12 protein-coding genes, 3 tRNA genes and 1 pseudogene are annotated in these 17,451 nt (G+C 71.5%); 10 read left to right on the plus strand and 6 right to left on the minus strand.

The genetic code is table 11. The annotated features are described in order from the left end of the window. The first annotated feature begins 157 nt into the window (after window positions 1-157). The 5 genes from AB0M39_RS18515 to AB0M39_RS18535 all read left to right on the plus strand — a co-directional run bounded on the left by AB0M39_RS18515 (window position 158) and on the right by AB0M39_RS18535 (window position 7,336). A complete protein-coding gene (locus AB0M39_RS18515) occupies window positions 158-1,141 on the plus strand; it encodes a sirohydrochlorin chelatase (RefSeq protein ID WP_365365513.1) in 984 nt (327 codons plus the stop codon). 44 nt (window positions 1,142-1,185) lie between these two features. Then, window positions 1,186-2,574, plus strand: a complete 1,389-nt coding sequence (locus AB0M39_RS18520) for a deoxyguanosinetriphosphate triphosphohydrolase (protein WP_365365515.1) — start codon at window positions 1,186-1,188, stop codon at window positions 2,572-2,574. A gap of 92 nt (window positions 2,575-2,666) precedes the next feature. Continuing rightward, complete coding sequence (locus AB0M39_RS18525) at window positions 2,667-3,929, plus strand: FAD-dependent oxidoreductase (RefSeq protein ID WP_365365517.1); 1,263 nt, start codon at window positions 2,667-2,669, stop codon at window positions 3,927-3,929. Window positions 3,930-3,963: 34 nt separating this feature from the next. Continuing rightward, on the plus strand, window positions 3,964-5,868 hold the full coding sequence (gene dnaG, locus AB0M39_RS18530) for a DNA primase (RefSeq protein ID WP_365365519.1): 1,905 nt from the start codon (window positions 3,964-3,966) through the stop codon (window positions 5,866-5,868). 199 nt (window positions 5,869-6,067) lie between these two features. After that, a complete protein-coding gene (locus AB0M39_RS18535; protein WP_365365521.1) occupies window positions 6,068-7,336 on the plus strand; it encodes an RNA polymerase sigma factor in 1,269 nt (422 codons plus the stop codon). A 622-nt stretch (window positions 7,337-7,958) separates the two neighbouring features. On the opposite strand, the gene AB0M39_RS18540 is transcribed toward AB0M39_RS18535, so the two are convergent. The 5 genes from AB0M39_RS18540 to AB0M39_RS18560 all read right to left on the minus strand — a co-directional run bounded on the left by AB0M39_RS18540 (window position 7,959) and on the right by AB0M39_RS18560 (window position 13,875). Then, complete coding sequence (locus tag AB0M39_RS18540; RefSeq protein ID WP_365365523.1) at window positions 7,959-8,168, minus strand: hypothetical protein; 210 nt, start codon at window positions 8,166-8,168, stop codon at window positions 7,959-7,961. A 47-nt stretch (window positions 8,169-8,215) separates the two neighbouring features. Then, window positions 8,216-10,138, minus strand: coding sequence for an ABC transporter ATP-binding protein (locus tag AB0M39_RS18545; RefSeq protein ID WP_365365525.1), 1,923 nt, complete (start codon window positions 10,136-10,138; stop codon window positions 8,216-8,218). After that, on the minus strand, window positions 10,135-11,868 hold the full coding sequence (locus AB0M39_RS18550; RefSeq protein WP_365365539.1) for an ABC transporter ATP-binding protein: 1,734 nt from the start codon (window positions 11,866-11,868) through the stop codon (window positions 10,135-10,137). The genes AB0M39_RS18545 and AB0M39_RS18550 overlap by 4 nt, the downstream gene beginning before the upstream one ends. 230 nt (window positions 11,869-12,098) lie before the next feature. Beyond that, the gene (locus tag AB0M39_RS18555; RefSeq protein WP_365365527.1) at window positions 12,099-13,538 is read right to left on the minus strand and encodes an FGGY family carbohydrate kinase; all 1,440 of its coding nucleotides are present in this window, start codon (window positions 13,536-13,538) and stop codon (window positions 12,099-12,101) included. A 37-nt stretch (window positions 13,539-13,575) separates the two neighbouring features. Then, window positions 13,576-13,875 (minus strand): YtxH domain-containing protein, encoded by a 300-nt coding sequence (locus tag AB0M39_RS18560; RefSeq protein WP_365365529.1) that lies wholly within the window; start codon window positions 13,873-13,875, stop codon window positions 13,576-13,578. Window positions 13,876-14,048: 173 nt separating this feature from the next. Between AB0M39_RS18560 and AB0M39_RS18565 the strand changes: the two genes are divergently transcribed. The 3 genes from AB0M39_RS18565 (at window position 14,049) to AB0M39_RS18575 (ending at window position 14,451) form a co-directional block, all read left to right on the plus strand. After that, window positions 14,049-14,121: transfer RNA gene (locus AB0M39_RS18565), tRNA-Asn, on the plus strand. A gap of 5 nt (window positions 14,122-14,126) precedes the next feature. Then, a tRNA-Asn gene (locus AB0M39_RS18570) sits at window positions 14,127-14,199 on the plus strand. Between the two features lie 178 nt (window positions 14,200-14,377). Beyond that, window positions 14,378-14,451 (plus strand) — tRNA-Ile (locus AB0M39_RS18575). Between the two features lie 375 nt (window positions 14,452-14,826). Here the strand turns inward: AB0M39_RS18575 and AB0M39_RS18580 are convergent. Continuing rightward, on the minus strand, window positions 14,827-15,240 hold the full coding sequence (locus AB0M39_RS18580; protein WP_365365531.1) for a VOC family protein: 414 nt from the start codon (window positions 15,238-15,240) through the stop codon (window positions 14,827-14,829). 182 nt (window positions 15,241-15,422) lie between these two features. On the opposite strand from AB0M39_RS18580, the gene AB0M39_RS18585 reads away from it, so the two are divergent. Both AB0M39_RS18585 and AB0M39_RS18590 read left to right on the plus strand, forming a co-directional pair. Beyond that, window positions 15,423-15,818, plus strand: coding sequence for a helix-turn-helix transcriptional regulator (locus AB0M39_RS18585; protein WP_365365541.1), 396 nt, complete (start codon window positions 15,423-15,425; stop codon window positions 15,816-15,818). A gap of 825 nt (window positions 15,819-16,643) precedes the next feature. Beyond that, window positions 16,644-17,451, plus strand: a pseudogene (locus AB0M39_RS18590) (hydrolase); the annotation flags it as partial.

The raw sequence follows: 17,451 nt of genomic DNA on the forward strand, positions 1-17,451 counted from the left end.
CCTTCCGGACACGACTCAAGGACCGCTCTTCCGGTTCCGATGGCGATCACAGTAGGCAACGGCACTGACAACCGCGCACGGCCCCCGGTGAGCCTGTGGAAAACACCTGTCACCCTCGCGCAACGACCCGGCAATCTCCGCCCGGCAGGATCGGTCCATGACGGAGCCGGTGCATCCTCGTGAGTCCCCGCCCCTCGACGACACGCCCCTCGACGCCCCGCCCTTCGACGACACGTCCCTCGACAGCACGGCGCAGCTGTTGTCCCGCATCACCGTGCAACTGGGCGCCCAGCTGAGCCACGTCACACGGAACGGAACCCCCAGGCGTATGACCCACACCGACCAGCCCACCCTCGTCGCCGTCGCCCACGGCAGCCGCGACCCGCGCGCGCTGGTCACGGTCACCGCCCTGCTCGACCTGGTCCGCGAGCTCCGCCCCGGGCTCGACGTCCGCCTCGGCCACATCGAGCTCAACGAGCCGCTGCTGCCCGACACCCTCGCCGCGCTCGGCCCGGCCGGGAACGCCGTGCTGGTGCCGCTGATGCTGGGCCGCGGCTACCACGTCAAGCACGACCTGCCGCAGGCCGCCGAGGCCTCCCCCTGCGCCCAGACGCGCGTCGCCGCCCCGCTCGGCCCGCACCCCCTGCTCGTCGAGGCGCTGTGCTCCCGGCTCGCGGAGGCGGGCTGGCGCGACGAGGACAGCGGCAGCCGCGGCGCCGCGGTGGTGCTCGCCGCCGCGGGCTCGCGCGACCCCGAGTCGGCGGCCGACGCCCGCCGCACCGCCGAGATGCTCAGCGAACGCCTCGAGGGGACGCCGGTCCTCGCCGCGTTCGCGTCCGGTGCCGTGCCCGCCGTCCCCGCGGCCGTGCGCGCACTGGCCGCCCGCGGCCGGCACCGGATCGCCGTCGCGTCGTACTTCGCCTCGCCCGGCCTGTTCGCCAGCCGCAGCGCCGCCGCCGCGCCCTGGACGGCCGCCGACCCGATCGGCGCGCACCCGGCCCTGGCCCGTCTGGTGCTGCACCGCTACGACCAGGCGGTCGCTGCGGCCAGGCCGCTGGGGGCGGGCGCGGCAGCCGGTGCGCGGAGCACGTCGTACCCGGCTGAGCACGCCGCTCAGCGGCGCGAACTCGCCCCCGCATAGCCCTGCGGGCGCCGACTGTCACCGCCTGCGGATACCGTCGGTGTATGGAAGGCGCCACCAGCACCACCCCAGACAGCCCGGACGACCGCCACGGCACGCACGGCTCGCCCAGCCCGTACGACGCCTACGACCCAGACGTGTACGACGACGCGGCCACCGCCCGCTGGGCCGCCGAGCCGGACAAAAGCCCCGGTCGCACCGCCTTCCAGCGCGACCGCGCGCGTGTGCTGCACTCCTCTGCGCTGCGCCGCCTCGCCGGCAAGACCCAGGTGGTCACCCCCGGCACCCGCAACCAGGCCTGGGACGCCAGCCCCCGCACCCGCCTCACCCACTCCCTGGAGTGCGCCCAGGTCGGCCGCGAGCTGGGCGCGGCCCTGGGCTGCGACCCCGATCTGGTCGAGGCGGCCTGCCTCGCCCACGACCTGGGCCACCCGCCGTTCGGCCACAACGGCGAGCAGGCGCTCAACGACTTCGCCAAGGACTGCGGCGGATTCGAGGGCAACGCCCAGTCGCTGCGGCTGCTGACCCGCATCGAGCCCAAGCGGTTCGCCCACCACGCGGCCGTCACGACGGACCCCGGCGCGGCGACCGACGAACTGGTCAGCGTCGGGCTCAACCTCACCCGGGCGGCCCTGGACGCCGCGACCAAGTACCCCTGGCCGCGCGGCGGCAACCCCGCCGACCCGGAATCGGTGAAGTTCGGCGTGTACGAGGACGACCTGCCGGTCTTCGACTGGGTCCGCCAAGGGGCGCCTGAGTTCCGCAAGTGCTTCGAGGCCCAGGTCATGGACTGGGCCGACGACGTCGCGTACTCCGTGCACGACTTCGAGGACGGCCTGCACGCCGGGCACATCGATCCAGCCGCGCTCCTGTCCGGGCAGGAGCGCGACGCGATCTGGTCGGCCGCGATCGGGCGGTACGTCCCCGAGGACACCGCCCCCCAAGAGCTCGCCGACGCCCTGGACCGACTCATCGGCCAGGAGTGGTGGCCGCACCACTACGACGGGTCGGCCGTCGCCCAGGCACGGCTGAAGGACGCGGCCAGCCAGCTCATCGGCCGGTTCTGCCACTCCGCCGAGGCCGAGACCCGCCAGGCGTACGGCGCCGGACGGCTCACCCGGTACGCCGCCGAGCTGGTCGTCCCGCGCGACACGCGCAACGAGTGCGCGGTCCTCAAGGCCGTCGCCCTGCGCTACGTCATGCAGCGCGCCGAGCAGGAGGCGCTCCGCGCCGACCAGCGCGTCGTGCTGGCCGAGCTGGCGGAGGCGCTCACCGCCCGCGCCCCCGAGGGGCTCGAGCCGCAGTTCCGCGCGGTCTTCGAGGCCGCGCCGGACGACCGGGCGCGCAAGCGGGTGATCGTCGACCAGATCGCCTCGCTCACCGACGCCTCCGCCCGCACGCTCCACGGCCGTCTCACGGCGCGCCCGAGATGACACGCCCAGGGGTACTCCCTCTTCCGCCATCACGCTCTGTGCGGGACGCTCGCTGAAGGCTGTGCATCGAAGAAGCAAAGAGGAGGCATCACGTGGTCGACGCACATAGGACATTCGTCATCGTCGGCGGAGGGCTGGCCGGCGCCAAGGCCGCCGAGACCCTCCGAGCCGAGGGGTTCACCGGACGAGTGATCCTCATCGGCGACGAACGCGACCACCCCTATGAACGCCCACCCCTGTCCAAGGGCTATCTGTCGGGCAAGGAGGAGCGAGACAGCGTCTTCGTCCACGAACCCGCCTGGTACGCCCAGGCCGACGTCGAGCTGCACCTCGGCCAGAGTGTCGTGGCCGTCGACCGCGAGGCCAAGTCCGTGCGCCTCGGCGACGGCGCCGTCGTCCACTACGACAAGCTGCTGCTGGCCACCGGCGCCGAGCCGCGCCGTCTGGACATCCCCGGCACGGACCTGGCCGGCGTCCACCATCTGCGCCGCCTCGCCCACGCCGACCGGCTGCGCCGGGTCCTGACCGCCCTCGGCCGCGACAACGGCCACATCGTGATCGCCGGCGCCGGCTGGATCGGCCTGGAGGTCGCGGCGGCCGCCCGGGGGTACGGCGCCGAGGTCACCGTCGTCGAGCCGGAGGCCACGCCCCTGCACCAGGTCGTCGGCCCGGAGCTGGGCCAGGTCTTCGCCGACGTGCACCAGGAGCACGGGGTCCGCTTCCACTTCGGCGCCCGTCTCACCGAGATCACCGGCCAGGACGGCATGGTGCTCGCGGTTCGCACCGACGACGGCCAGGAGCACCTCGCGCACGACGTCCTCGCCGCGATCGGCGCGGCCCCGCGCACCGCGCTCGCCGAGGCCGCCGGCCTCGACCTCGCCGACCGGGCGCACGGCGGCGGCATCGCCGTCGACGCGGGCCTGCGCACCTCCGACCCCGACATCTACGCCGCCGGAGACGTCGCCGCCGCCGAGCACCCGCTGCTCCGCTCCCGGCTGCGCGTCGAGCACTGGGCCAACGCCCTCAACGGCGGCCCGGCCGCCGCCCGCGCGATGCTCGGCCAGGACGTCTCCTACGACCGCGTCCCGTACTTCTTCTCCGACCAGTACGACCTGGGCCTGGAGTACTCCGGCTGGGCGCCGCCCGGCTCGTACGACCAGGTCGTCCTCCGCGGAGACGTCGGCAAACGGCAGTTCATCGCCTTCTGGCTGGGGGACGGCCGCGTGCTCGCCGGGATGAACGTCAACGTGTGGGACGTCACCGAGCACATCCAGCAGCTGATCCGCTCCCGGGCCCCGGTCGACCCGGACGCCCTCGCCGACCCGTCCGTGCCGCTCTCGTCCCTCGGCGACTGACGGGAGTGTCCGAGCGCCACCGTAGACTTCACGCGTGGCAGGCAGGATCAACGATGACGACGTGAAGGCGGTACGGGACGCGGTCCCGATCGACGCCGTCGTGTCCGAGTACCTCCAGCTCCGCAACGCCGGCGGCGGAAACCTCAAGGGCCTGTGCCCCTTCCACGACGAGAAGTCGCCCTCCTTCCAGGTCAGCCCGAGCAAGGGCCTGTTCCACTGCTTCGGCTGCCAGGAGGGCGGCGACACGATCGCCTTCGTGATGAAGATCGACCACCTCTCCTTCTCGGAGACGGTCGAGCGCCTCGCCGCGCAGGCGGGCATCACCCTGCGCTACGAGGAGGGCGGGTACAACCCCTCCCACCAGCGCGGCGAGCGCATCCGCCTGGTCGAGGCCCACAAGATCGCCGCACAGTTCTACATCGAGCAGCTGGACGGGCCCGAGGCGGAGATCGGCCGCGCGTTCCTCGCCGAGCGCGGCTTCGACCAGGCCGCCGCCCAGCACTTCGGCGTGGGCTACAGCCCGGCCGGCTGGGACCACCTCACCCGCTATCTGCGCGGCAAGGGCTTCAGCGACAAGGAGCTCATCCTCTCCGGCATCTCCCAGGAGGGCCGCCGCGGTCCCATCGACCGCTTCCGCGGCCGGCTGATGTGGCCCATCCGCGACATCACCGGCGAGGTCGTCGGCTTCGGCGCGCGCAAGCTCCGCGACGACGACAACGGCCCGAAGTACCTGAACACCCCCGAGACCGCGATCTACAAGAAGTCGCAGGTGCTCTACGGCATCGACCTCGCCAAGAAGGAGATCGCCAAGACCTGCAGTGCCGTGGTCGTCGAGGGGTACACCGACGTGATGGCCTGCCATCTCGCGGGCGTCACCACCGCCATCGCCACCTGCGGCACCGCCTTCGGCGGCGACCACATCAAGATCCTCCGGCGGCTCCTGATGGACAACGCCACCGCCGAGGTGATCTTCACCTTCGACGGCGACGCGGCCGGCCAGAAGGCCGCGCTGCGCGCCTTCGAGGACGACCAGAAGTTCGCCGCCGAGACCTCCATCGCGATCACCCCGGGCGGCATGGACCCCTGCGAGCTGCGGCTTGCCGAGGGCGACCCGGCGGTGCAGAAGCTCGTCGAATCGCGCACCCCGCTCTTCGAGTTCGCCATCCGCCACATGGTGACCCGGCACAATCTGGAGACGCCCGCGGGCCGGGCCGCCGCCCTCGACGAGGCCGCGCCGATCGTCGCCGGCATCAAGAACATCGCCATCCAGCACGAGTCGGCCGTGCAGCTCGCCGGCATCCTCGGCATCCTCGACACCCAGTTCGTGGTCAAGCGGGTCGCCCAGCTGGCGCGCTGGGCCCGCGACCGCGGCGGCCGCGGACCGGCCCCGAGCGGTCCCGCCTCCCGTGCGCAGCAGCAGGCCCAGGCAGCCCCCGCGGCGCCCGCCGGGCCCGCGCTCAATCTGCGCAGCCCCGCCCACCGCACCGAGCGGGAGCTGCTCAAGCTCGCGCTCCAGCACCCGGAGCTGGTCTCCCCGGCCTTCGACGCGTACGGCGTCGACGAGTTCACCGCCCCGCCGTACGCCGCGGTCCGCCAGACCATCGCGGAGGCCGGCGGCGCCGAGCAGGGCGCCGCCGACAGCTCCGGGTACCTCGCCCGGGTCCGCGACGCCGCGCCGAACGACACCGTGCGCGCGCTGGTCACCGAGCTCGCCGTCGAGGCGGTGCACTCCCGCACGGTCGACGAGACGTACGCCGGCATGCAGCTCGTCCAGGTCCGGCTGCGCGCCGTCGACCGCCGCATCGGCGACGTCCAGGGCTCCCTCGCCCGCCTCGGGTCGAACGCCGACCCCGAGCACCACATGGCCGTGGCGAACGAGCTGTGGGTGCTCCAGCAGTACGGCCGGTCGCTGCGCAACCAAGGCGCCGAGGCCCTCTAGCGACGTCCGGAGCCCGGTCGCCGACAGTCCGGTCGCCCGGCCTTCGCGGTGCCGCCCGGCCGCCCGGTCGCCCGGCCTACGAAGGGCCCGCTGGCGCCCGCGGGTTCTGCCTGGGTAACCGCCCGGTCACGCACGGGACTCAAAAAGTCACCGCACGCCCCTCGTGGCAGCGATGTGTCGTACCCCACACTGGGGTGCGGTGCCTGAGTCCCCGGAGCGCGGCCGGTCCACCCCCTGTGGTCCACACACCCCCGCGGATCCGCCCATCGCGTACGGGACGGAAAGCGGCCCGGCCGCCCCCGTCCCGCTGCCGCACGCCCCCGAACCGGCAGCGATCACACTGGAGGTCGCCCCCGTGCAGACCCAGACCCTGACCGAGACCGACGCTCTCGCCGTCCCTCGTGCGCAGGTCCCCGCCCAGAGCATGCCCGCACACCATCCCGAGGCGGCGCCGGAGACGGTCGCCGAGACGATCGCCGAGACCGTCGTCGAGGACCCCGTCGAGGTCCCGGAGCCCCCGAGGCCCCGCAGCGGCGGCCGGGTGGACAGCTCAGGCCCGTCGTCCGACCTGTTCCGCCAGTATCTGCGGGAGATCGGCAGAATCCCGCTGCTCACCGCGGTGGAGGAGGTCGAGCTGGCGCGCCGCGTCGAAGCGGGCCTGTTCGCCGAGGAGCGGCTCGGCCGGACGATCGACCTCGACGACTCCCAACTCGCCGTCGACCTCGACAAGTTGGTCGTCATGGGCCGGATGGCCAAGCGCCGGCTGATCGAGGCGAACCTGCGACTCGTCGTCTCCGTCGCCAAGCGCTACGTCGGCCGCGGACTGACCATGCTCGACCTCGTCCAGGAGGGAAACCTGGGCCTGATCAGGGCAGTCGAGAAGTTCGACTACGCCCGCGGCTACAAGTTCTCGACGTACGCGACCTGGTGGATCCGCCAGGCCATGTCCCGGGCGCTCGCCGACCAGGCGCGCACGATCCGCGTCCCCGTCCATGTGGTCGAGCTGATCAACCGCGTCGTACGGGTCCAGCGGCGGATGCTCCAGGAGCGCGGCTACGAGCCGACGCCCGAAGAGGTCGCCGCCCAGCTCGACTTGGCCCCCGAGCGGGTCAGCGAAGTCCTGCGCCTCGCCCAGGAGCCGGTCTCGCTCCACGCGCCGGTGGGGGAGGAGGACGACGTCGCGCTCGGCGACCTGATCGAGGACGGCGACGCGGCCTCCCCGGTCGAGTCCGCGGCCTTCCTGCTGCTGCGCGAGCACCTGGAGGCGGTGCTCTCCACGCTCGGCGAACGCGAACGCAAGGTGGTCCAGCTGCGGTACGGCCTGGTGGACGGCCGCCCGAGGACGCTGGAGGAGATCGGACGGATCTTCGGCGTGACCCGGGAGCGGATCCGCCAGATCGAGTCGAAGACACTGAACAAACTCCGCGACCACGCATTCGCCGACCAGTTGCGGGGCTACCTGGACTGAACGCGACGACGACGCCTGCGGCGCGGGGGACCGGGGGACGAGCCCCCGGCAAGTTCCCCCGCGCCCGGCTTCGGACGCCGCGCCCGCACGGGACCTACGCGTCTGTCGCCACGCTGCGGCGACCGCGGCGCGGGGGAGCGGGGGCGAGCCCCGGCAAGTTCCATCGCGCCTCGCGCCGGACTCCCGCGCCTGGCGCCTCGCTCCCGGCCCGGCTTCGGACTTCCACGTCCGGCTCAGGACTCCCGCGCCTCGCGCCGGACTCCCGCCCGGCTCCAGGCTCCCGCGCACGGCTCCAGGCTCCCGCGCCCGCTTCGTACTTCCGCGCCTGGCGCCACGCCGCGGCGATTGCGGCACGGGGGACCGGGACCGAACCCGGCAACCCCCGCGCCTCTGCGCCGGACTTCCGTGCCTCGCGCCGGACTTCTGCGCCCTGCTCAGGGGCTCCCGCACCCGGCGTCGTACTCCGCACCCGGCTCCGTACTCCGCGCCCGGCGCCCCACGCCCGCGGCGACCGCGGCGCGCGCCTGGCGCTCTGCCGACGACTCAGGCGCGGGGGACCGGGACCGAGCCCCGCAAGACCCCCCACGCCCCCGCCGGACTTCCGCGCCCACGCCCCCGCCCCCTATTCCCCTCGCTTGCGCCTCGCGTCGATCGCCGCGCCGATCGCCACTCCCGTGCTCAGTCCGATGGCCAGTCCCAGGGTCATGTCGTCCATCACCAACTGGCCGAGGCTCAAGCCGAACGCGACCCCCAGCGACAGCCCCATGGCCACGGCCGGGACGGCCGTCGGCTCTTCCTTCGTCGTCTCGCCGGCCTGTGCTTCGTTCTCCATGGCTGGTCAGCCTCCCCGTACTCTGGTCCGCTCGCTGGTGCGCTCGATCAGTCGACCTCGACGACCGCCTGCGCGAACTGCGCAGCGTAGAGCCGGGCGTACGCACCGCCCGCCGCCAGCAGCTCGTCATGCGTGCCTTGTTCGACGATCGAGCCATTCTCCATCACCAAGATCACATCCGCGTCTCGGATGGTGGAGAGACGGTGAGCGATCACGAACGACGTGCGCCCGTGGGCCAGCCGCGCCATCGCCTTCTGGATCAGGACCTCGGTCCGCGTGTCCACCGAGCTCGTCGCCTCGTCGAGCACCAGGATCACCGGGTCGGACAGGAACGCCCGCGCGATCGTGATCAGCTGCTTCTCGCCCGCGCTCACCCCCGAGCCCTCGTCGTCGATGACGGTGTCGTACCCGTCGGGCAGCGTGCGGATGAAGCGGTCCGCGTGCGCCGCCCGCGCCGCCTCCTCGATCTCCGCGCGCGTGACCTCGCGGGACGCGCCGTACGCGATGTTCTCCGCGATCGTCCCGCCGAACAGCCAGGTGTCCTGGAGCACCATCCCGATGCCCGACCGCAGCTGCTCCCGGGACATCTTGGCCACGTCCGTGCCGTCCAGCGAGATCCGGCCGCCCGTCACCTCGTAGAACCGCATCAGCAGGTTGACCAGCGTCGTCTTGCCCGCGCCCGTCGGGCCGACGATCGCGACCGTGTGACCGGGCTCCACGTTCAGCGACAGATTCTCGATGAGCGGCTTGTCCGGCTCGTAGCGGAAGGAGACCCCCTCCAGACAGACCTGCCCCCGCAGCCGCTCGGGACGCTCGGCGGACGGCGCGTCCGCCTCCTGCTCCGGCGCGTCCAGCAGCTCGAAGACCCGCTCGGCCGAGGCCACGCCCGACTGGATCAGGTTCGCCATCGAGGCGACCTGGGTCAGCGGCATCGAGAACTGCCGGGAGTACTGGACGAACGCCTGCACATCGCCGATCGACAGCGTGCCCGAGGCCACCCGCAGCCCGCCGACGACCGCCACCAGCACATAGTTGAGGTTGGAGACGAAGAACATCAGCGGCTGCATGATCCCGCTGTTGAACTGCGCCTTGAAGCCGGCCTCGTACAACGCCTCGTTCTGCTCGGCGAAGTCCCGCGCGGACTCCTCCTGCCGCCCGAAGACCTTCACCAGGCCGTGGCCGGAGTACATCTCCTCGATGTGCGCGTTGAGCTTGCCCGTGGACTTCCACTGCTGCACGAACTGCGGCTGCGAGCGCTTGCCGACCCGCGTCGCGACCAGCACCGACACCGGCACGGTCACCAGCGCGACCAGCGCCAGCACCGGCGAGATCCAGAACATCATCGCCAGCACGCCGACGATGGTCAGCAGCGAGTTGATCAGCTGGCCCAGGGTCTGCTGCATCGTCTGCGAGATGTTGTCGATGTCGTTGGTGGCCCGGCTGAGCACCTCGCCGCGCTTGGCCCGGTCGAAGTACGACAGCGGCAGCCGCGACAGCTTCGTCTGCACGTCCTCCCGCATCCGGTACACGGTCCGGTTGATGATCCGGATCGACAGCCGCGTCGCCACCAGCATCAGCAGCCCCGCGGCCACATAGATCGCCAGCGCCGTCAGGAGCACGTCGCGCACGGCGTCGAAGTCGATGCCGCTGCCCGGGGTGAAGTCCACGCCGGACAGCAGGTCGGCGAGCGAGTCGTCGCCGTCCTTGCGCAGCCCCTCGATCGTCTGGCCCTTGTCCGTGCCCTCCGGCAGCTGCCGGCCGACGACGCCCGCGAAGACCAGGTCGGTCGCCCGGCCCAGGATCATCGGCCCGACCACCGAGAAGGCGACGCCCAGCACGCACGCCGCGAGCATCGCCCACAGCGTCGCCCGCTCCGGCGCGAGGCGCCGCAGCAGCCGCTTGCCCGAGCCCCTGAAGTCCATGGACCGCTCCGCGGGGCCCATCATCATCCGTCCGCCCGGCCCGCTCATGCGGCCTCAGCCTCCGTCAGCTGCGAGAGCACGATCTCTCGGTAGGTCTCGTTGTCCTCCATCAGCTCGTGATGGGTTCCGGTCCCCACGACCCGCCCCTCGTCCATGACCACGATGCGGTCCGCGTCACGGATGGTGGACACCCGCTGGGCGACGATCACCACGGTCGCCCCCGCGGTCTCGCGGGCCAGCGCCCCGCGCAGCGCCGCGTCCGTGGCGTAGTCCAGCGCAGAGAAGGAGTCGTCGAAGAGGTAGATCTCCGGCTGCTGCACCAGCGTGCGCGCGATGGCCAGCCGTTGGCGCTGCCCGCCGGAGACATTGGTGCCGCCCTGGGCGACGGGCGCGTTCAGCCCGCCCTCCAGCGCGCGTACGAACTCGGCGGCCTGCGCCGTCTCCAGCGCCTGCCAGAGCTCCATGTCGCTCGCGTCCGGCTTTCCGTACCGCAGGTTCGTGGCGACGGTCCCGGAGAAGAGGTACGGCTTCTGCGGCACCAGCCCCACCGTCCGCGCCATCAGCGCGGGATCGACCTCGCGCACGTCCACGCCGTCCACGAGCACCTCGCCGCCCGTGACGTCGAACAGCCGCGGGACCAGCCCCAGCAGCGTGGACTTCCCGCTGCCGGTCGACCCGATGATCGCGGTCGTCTCCCCGGGCCGGGCCACCATGTGGACGCCCCGCAGGACCGGCTCCTCGGCGCCCGGGTAGCGGAAGTCGACGTCCCGCACCTCCAGCAGCCCGCTGCGGTCCAGCTCCCGCACGGGCTTCGCCGGCGGAACCACGCTCGACTCCGTCGACAGCACCTCCTCGATGCGCTCGGCGCACACCTCCGCGCGCGGCACCATCATGAACATGAAGGTGGCCATCATCACGGCCATCACGATCTGCATCAGATACGCCAGGAACGCGGTCAGCGCGCCGATCTGGATCGCCCCGCTGTCGACCCGGTGCGCCCCGAACCAGACGACGGCGACGGACGAGACGTTCACGACCGTCATCACGGTCGGGAACATCAGCGCCATCAGCCGGCCGGTGGACAGCGACACGTCCGTCAGCTCGTCGTTGGCGCCGCGGAAGCGCTCCTTCTCGTACTCGTCCCGGACGAAGGCGCGGATGACGCGATTGCCGGTGATCTGCTCCCGCAGCACCCGGTTCACGGTGTCCAGCCGCTCCTGCATGGTCCGGAACAGCGGCCGCATCTTCTTCACGATCAGCGACACGGACACGCCCAGCACCGGCACCACCGCGAGCAGCACCGCGGAGAGCGGCACGTCCTGCCCGACCGCCATCACGATGCCGCCGACGCACATGATCGGCGCGGAGACCATCAGCGTGAACGCCATCAGGACCAGCATCTGCACCTGCTGGACATCGTTGGTCGTACGGGTGATCAGCGAGGGCGCCCCGAAGTGGCCGACCTCGCGCGCGGAGAAGCTCTGCACCCGGTCGAAGACGGCCGCCCGCACGTCCCGCCCGAGCGCGGCCGCGGTCCGCGCGCCGAAGAAGACGGCGCCTATGTTGCACAGGACCTGGACGACGCTGACGCCGATCATGAGCGCGCCGAGCTGGAGGATGTAGCCCGTGTCTCCCCTGACGACGCCGTCGTCGATGATCTCCGCGTTGAGGGTGGGCAGATAGAGGGTGGCGCAGGTCTGCAGCAGCTGCAGCAGCACCAGCAGGGAGATGGGCTTCTTGTACGGACGCAGATACGTCCCCAGCAGTTGGATCAGCACACGCAGTCTCTCGGGGTCGGCAAGATCGGGGGCCATCCCATCTTCCGACACGCGCACGGCCCGACCCCAAGGGTTTTCACCCAAGGCAGAGTCAAGAAAGCTGAGCTACTCACCCGAGCCGCCGCATCCGAGCCGCTTCACCCGAGCCGCTTCACCCGGCCGGGGACGTCGGTCGTCGAGGCGCGAGCTGTGCACGCCGAGCGGGCCGTGTGCGCGCGGCCCCCCACGGACTACGCCCCGAACGCCCCCGGGTGGATCTGGTCCCGCGTCGCCGCGTACTGCTGGCGCACCGCCTGCCCGACCGGCGCCTCGTCGCCCGGCTCGAAGATCTGCGCCGCGGCGCCCTGCCAGGCCGGCGGCGCCTGCGGGGACAGCGTCCCCTGCGCGACCCCGAGCGCCCACGCCGCCTGCCGGGCCGCGCCCAGCGCGGCGTAGTCGGCGGGCTGCGGGACCACGACCTGCGCGCCGAAGATCGCGGGCGCGGCGGCCTGCACGGCGGGCAGCTCGGCGGCCGCCCCCAGCAGGAAGACCCTGCGCACGTCGACCCCGCGGCCGCGCAGCACGTCCAGGGCGTCGGCGAGCGAGCAGAGCATGCCCTCGAAGGCGGCCCGCGCCAGGTGCTCGGGCTTCATCGACTCGCGCCGCAGGCCGCTGAGCGTGCCCGCCGTATGGGGGAGTTGGGGGGTGCGCTCGCCCTCCAGATAGGGCAGCAGCACCAGGCCGGAGGCGCCCGGCGTCGACTTCAGGGCCAGCGCGGAGAGCTCCCCGAGATCCTCCAGGCCCAGCATCTCGGCGGTCCCGCGCAGCGCCCGTACGGCATTGAGCGTGTGGACGACCGGCAGATGCATCCCGGTCGCGTCCGCGAACGACGTGATCATGCCGCTCGGGTCGGCCAGCGCCTCATGGTGCACGGCCATCACCGAGCCCGAGGCCCCCAGCGACACCACCGCGTCGCCGACCGCGACGCCGAGGCCGAACGCCGCCGCCATGGTCTCGCCGGTCCCCGCGGAGATCAGCAGCCCCTCGGGCGTCGTCCCCGCGGCGTCGGCCGGGCCGAGCACCTCGGGCAGGGCGCACTGATGCCCCAGGGCCAGCTCCACCAGATCGGGGCGGTAGGCGCCGGCGCCCGCCGACCAGTAGCCGGTGCCCGAGGCCCCGCCCCGGTCGGTGGTCCTGCGGGCGGGCCGGCCGAGCAGCTGCCAGACCAGCCAGTCGTGCGGCTGCATCACGGCGGCCACGCGCTGCGCGTGCTCCGGCTCGGTACGCGCCATCCAGCGCAGCTTGGACACCGGCTGCCCCGACTGCGGCACCGATCCGACGGCCTCGGCCCAGGACTGCCGGCCGCCCAGAGCGTCGATCAGGTCCGCCGCCGCCACCTGCGCCCGCCGGTCGTTGCCGAGGAGCGCGGGGCGTACGAGATTGCCCTGCTGGTCCAGGGCGACCAGGCCGTGCTGCTGCGCGGACACGCCGATGGCCTGCACGCCTTCGAGCAGCCCGCCGGTCGCCGCCTCGCCGAGCGAGAGCAGCCAGGCCTGCGGGTCGATCTCGACGGCCTTCGGCTCGACGGGGTGCGGCGCATACCCCTGCCGCAGCACGGCGCCCGTGTCCGCGTCGCAGACGACGATGCGCGTGAATGCAGACGAACTGTCCAACCCGGCGACTATCCCCATGACAGAAGATTCTGCCGCACGTGCGGGGCCTCTTAGGTCACGTGTTGGTCGTCCCCCAGTCGTCCTCGGCGCCCTGGCTGCGCTCCCGCAGGGACCGGACCCGCTCGGCCACCGAGTCGGGCACATGGTCCCCGACCTTGTCGCTCACCGCGTGGAACGCCTTCCCGGCCGCCTGGCGGCTGGTCTGCGCCGCGGTCTCGGCGGCGTTGCGCACGGCGGGGTTCTGGGAGAACTGGCGCGCGGACTTCCTGAGCTGCTCGTAGCGCTCGCGGCCGGCTCGAGTGCCGATCACGTAGCCGATGGCCAGTCCGACGACGAACGTGAGCTTGTACCGCATGGCTGCCGCCCTTCCCTAGAGTCGGTGCTGCCCGCCTACCCGTCGCAGCCCGAGATCACCCGGGGCCATACCGATTGGCGGAGCACCCCCCTGCTTGCGCTAATGTATGTGTCGCAGCGAGCACACGCCCTCCGGGACGCCCCGGTTAGGTACGTTCGGTGCACACGCAGCAATCCCCTGTAGCTCAATTGGCAGAGCAGCCGGCTGTTAACCGGCAGGTTACTGGTTCGAGTCCAGTCGGGGGAGCGCGATCCCCTGTAGCTCAATTGGCAGAGCATTCGGCTGTTAACCGGAGGGTTACTGGTTCGAGTCCAGTCGGGGGAGCGATACCGAAGAGGACCCCTTGTGGGTCCTCTTTTGTGTGTCCTGGGCCACTGATGGAACCGGGCACCGAGCAGCGCAGTCCTCTTGGTTGAGCGTTGCCGACCATCCGAGGCAGGAGATCGTATGACCGGCTATGCTGCGGCAGACGGCGCGCACAAATGTGCGCGACGCGCCGTTAGGGGCGGTAGCTCAGCCGGTTAGAGCAGCGGACTCATAATCCGTCGGCCGTGGGTTCGAGTCCCACCCGCCCCACCTGGGTCTCGCCAGGCAGAACCGTTTCTACCTGCGGACATACGGGAGCGAGGGTCGCCACGCCGACACGGCGGCCCTCGTTCACCCGCTCAGATCAAGATCCAGTGGACGTGCTGAGGGCGCGCGGGGGACGCGAGGCCGAACCCGGCGGGAAGAGCCCCCTCGCGGCCGTTCCTCGGTGTGCCGGACCCCTTCACGGATCTACGTTCCGCGCGGAACGGAAGTGCTCCAGCGCGCCGTTCAGGAGGCCGTGCACGGCACCGGTCCGTTGTGCTGTGGAGTGCGGGCAGGCATGGCGAGGGCCGCCACCGACGCTGTGGCGGCCCGTGCGATCCCTCGGTCCGGCCTTCGCGCCGCCTTGAGCGGCGGGTGCCGTCAGGCCTTCTGCTCGGAGATGTTGACCAGCCAGGTGATGCCGAAGCTGTCCGTGCACATGCCGAAGACGTCGCCCCACATCTGCTTCTCCAGCGGGACCGTGACCGTGCCGTCGGCGGCGAGCTTGTCCCAGTAGCCGCGCAGCTCGGCGGAGTCCTCCCCGCTCACGCTCACGGAGATGTTGTTCCCGGGCTTGTGCTCCATGCCGACCGGGGTGTCGGCGGCCATGAGCGTGAGGCCGGCGGTGGTCTCGAGCATGCTGTGCATGACCTTGTCGGCCGCGGACGGGTCCTTCTCGCCGTACTGGCCGAAGGTGTTCACCGCCAGGTTTCCGCCGAAGACTCCTTTGTAGAACTCCATGGCCTGTCGCGCGTTGCCGTCGAAGGTGAGGTACGGATTGAGCCGAGAAGGCATGAGACGTTCCTTTCCTTATGATCTGTCAGGTTCCGTCGAGCCAGGTTAGGCGGTGTGCGTGCGATCGGCCCGTCGTCGCTCGGTCGCCACGCTTGGGTCTTCGTCCAAGAAGGCTGGCATTTGCTGCGAATCTGAGCGCTGAGGCTTGTACATGCTGGCTGATGCTGCCTACGGTGGCGCATATGCAGTCGTACACCATCGGTCAGGCAGCCCGGCTGCTGGGCGTCAGCCCCGACACGGCGCGCCGCTGGGCGGACGCCGGCAGGGTCGCGACCCATCGCGACGAGGGCGGTCGGCGCCTCGTCGACGGACGCGATCTGGCCGCCTTCTCCGTCGAGGTCGCCCAGAACGCGGCCGTCGAGGAGGACAGCTCCTACACCTCCGCCCGCAACGCCTTCCCCGGCATCGTCACCGCGGTCAAGCTCGGCGACGTCGCCGCGCAGGTCGAGATCCAGGCCGGGCCGCACCGGCTCGTCTCCCTGCTGACCCGGGAGGCCGTCGAGGAGCTGGGGCTCGAAGTCGGCATGCGGGCCACCGCCCGGGTGAAGTCGACCAGCGTGCACATCGACCGCGCCTGAGGCCCCGGACGCGCCCGCTCGGGACGATCCGCCAGAACGACGGCTTCCAGCAGCCGTGGCCCAGCGTGCGCGGGCTGCCCGGATCGGGGGGACGGGCAGCCCGCGTCACACCCTGCGCGGCCGTCTCGAGCGCGCCCCTGCGAAGGGCGGTGCCGGCCGCGGACTGAGGGCGACCACGGCCAGCCAGCCCGGCGGCCGGCTGAGGGCGCCCGTCTCCTCGCCGTATGCGCCGCGTGCGCCGGATCCGGTCGCGGAGGTCGCCGCGCAGGCCGACGCCGAGTGAGCGCTCGCGGACGGTGGTTCCGCGGCGACAAGCGTCAAGACCGCTGAGGCGACCGTCGTCGCTTTGTGATCTCTTTTTGTGCCTTCCCCCTATGAACTGGGGGAACAAAGGAGCAATCTGCGCTCATTTGCCGTTTGCGCGGCACCGAGGAGCGGCGTCGGGGCCCGTTTCGCCGGGCCGGCTGCCCGCCTTTCCTGAATTCGCCGCTGCGCCTGGCGTGGTGAATGGTCGACTATCCGGAACTCTTGTTCCACGGCGGCGAGTTGTGCGAGGGTGAGCCTCCTCGCGTCCGAACATGACGACATTGCTCAACAGTTCGAAAACAGCAGCCGGGGGCTTTGGAAACATCAAACACGTCGGCTCGAAGGTATGTACCAAGTAGCACAAGTTATCGAATGGCCTGAGGTCCCAGCCGGTCGGCCGGGATTGAGGGCCCCTGCTCATGCTCAACCCCCCACTGCAATGCCATGGATGGAAAGACGTCTATGCAGCAACCCCGTACTCCCGGTAACCCCCCTCCTTCGCCCGGTCGAACTCCTCTCGTGTCCGACGAGGCCCTCGGCGCCGCGCTGCGCGCCGGCGGGGCCAGGGAGGGGATTCACCCCGTGGCCGTGCTGCTGGCCAGGCACCAGCAGTCCGTGTCCGACTATGCGTCGCTCTGCGTGACCTCGGCCGACGACGCGGCGATGCTCGCCACCGCGGCCTTCAGTCAGGTCCTGGACAACCTCCGGCGTACCCGTATGTCCGCTGCCCTCCGTCCGCAACTTCTATTGACGGTTCGTCAAATAGTCAAGGCGTGGGCCGGCGACCCGCGTATCGTCGCTTTACTGACGGAAGTTCAGAATCCCGAGCCGCCCTCGGACAATCGCCAGCTGGTCTCCCGCGCATTCCAGGCATTGCCCGGACCCGCTCAGGTTCTGCTCTGGCATGCCGAGGTCGAGGCCGAGGGCATATCCGTACCCGCCGGTTTGCTCGCCATTGAACCCCGTGCCGCCGCCGCACAACTCGAACAGGCGCGTGACCTCTTCCGTACGGGCTGTCTGCGGGCGCACAACGAACTCGCGCCCAACCAGGAATGCCGCCACTACAGCCGGCTGCTCGACATATCCCTGCGCCGCGGCGACACCCTGATCCCGGACATTCAGCGCCATCTCGCGGAGTGCCAGCACTGCCGGTACGCCGTCGAACAGCTCAGGCACTCCGACGGCCGGCTGGCCGTGCTGCTCGCCGAGAGCGTGCTGGGCGGGAACGCCCCGCCACCGCTGCCGAGCCGCTCCCGCAGCTCGAAGCGCCCGTCGACGATCCTGCCGTCCGCGCCGCCCGCGCCCCCGCTCATGCGGGTCAGCGTAC

Origin of the sequence: Streptomyces sp. NPDC051907, assembly GCF_040681075.1 — a bacterium.
Lineage (GTDB): Bacteria > Actinomycetota > Actinomycetes > Streptomycetales > Streptomycetaceae > Streptomyces.

What these genes read in the sequence shown, in the direction of transcription:
- AB0M39_RS18560 (WP_365365529.1), bottom strand. Translation starts at nt 13,875, where the DNA reads ATGCGGTACAAGCTCACGTTCGTCGTCGGACTGGCCATCGGCTACGTG.
- AB0M39_RS18580 (WP_365365531.1), bottom strand. Translation starts at nt 15,240, where the DNA reads ATGCCTTCTCGGCTCAATCCGTACCTCACCTTCGACGGCAACGCGCGA.
- AB0M39_RS18555 (WP_365365527.1), bottom strand. Translation starts at nt 13,538, where the DNA reads ATGGGGATAGTCGCCGGGTTGGACAGTTCGTCTGCATTCACGCGCATC.
- AB0M39_RS18540 (WP_365365523.1), bottom strand. Translation starts at nt 8,168, where the DNA reads ATGGAGAACGAAGCACAGGCCGGCGAGACGACGAAGGAAGAGCCGACG.
- AB0M39_RS18585 (WP_365365541.1), top strand. Translation starts at nt 15,423, where the DNA reads ATGCAGTCGTACACCATCGGTCAGGCAGCCCGGCTGCTGGGCGTCAGC.
- AB0M39_RS18545 (WP_365365525.1), bottom strand. Translation starts at nt 10,138, where the DNA reads ATGAGCGGGCCGGGCGGACGGATGATGATGGGCCCCGCGGAGCGGTCC.
- AB0M39_RS18515 (WP_365365513.1), top strand. Translation starts at nt 158, where the DNA reads ATGACGGAGCCGGTGCATCCTCGTGAGTCCCCGCCCCTCGACGACACG.
- AB0M39_RS18520 (WP_365365515.1), top strand. Translation starts at nt 1,186, where the DNA reads ATGGAAGGCGCCACCAGCACCACCCCAGACAGCCCGGACGACCGCCAC.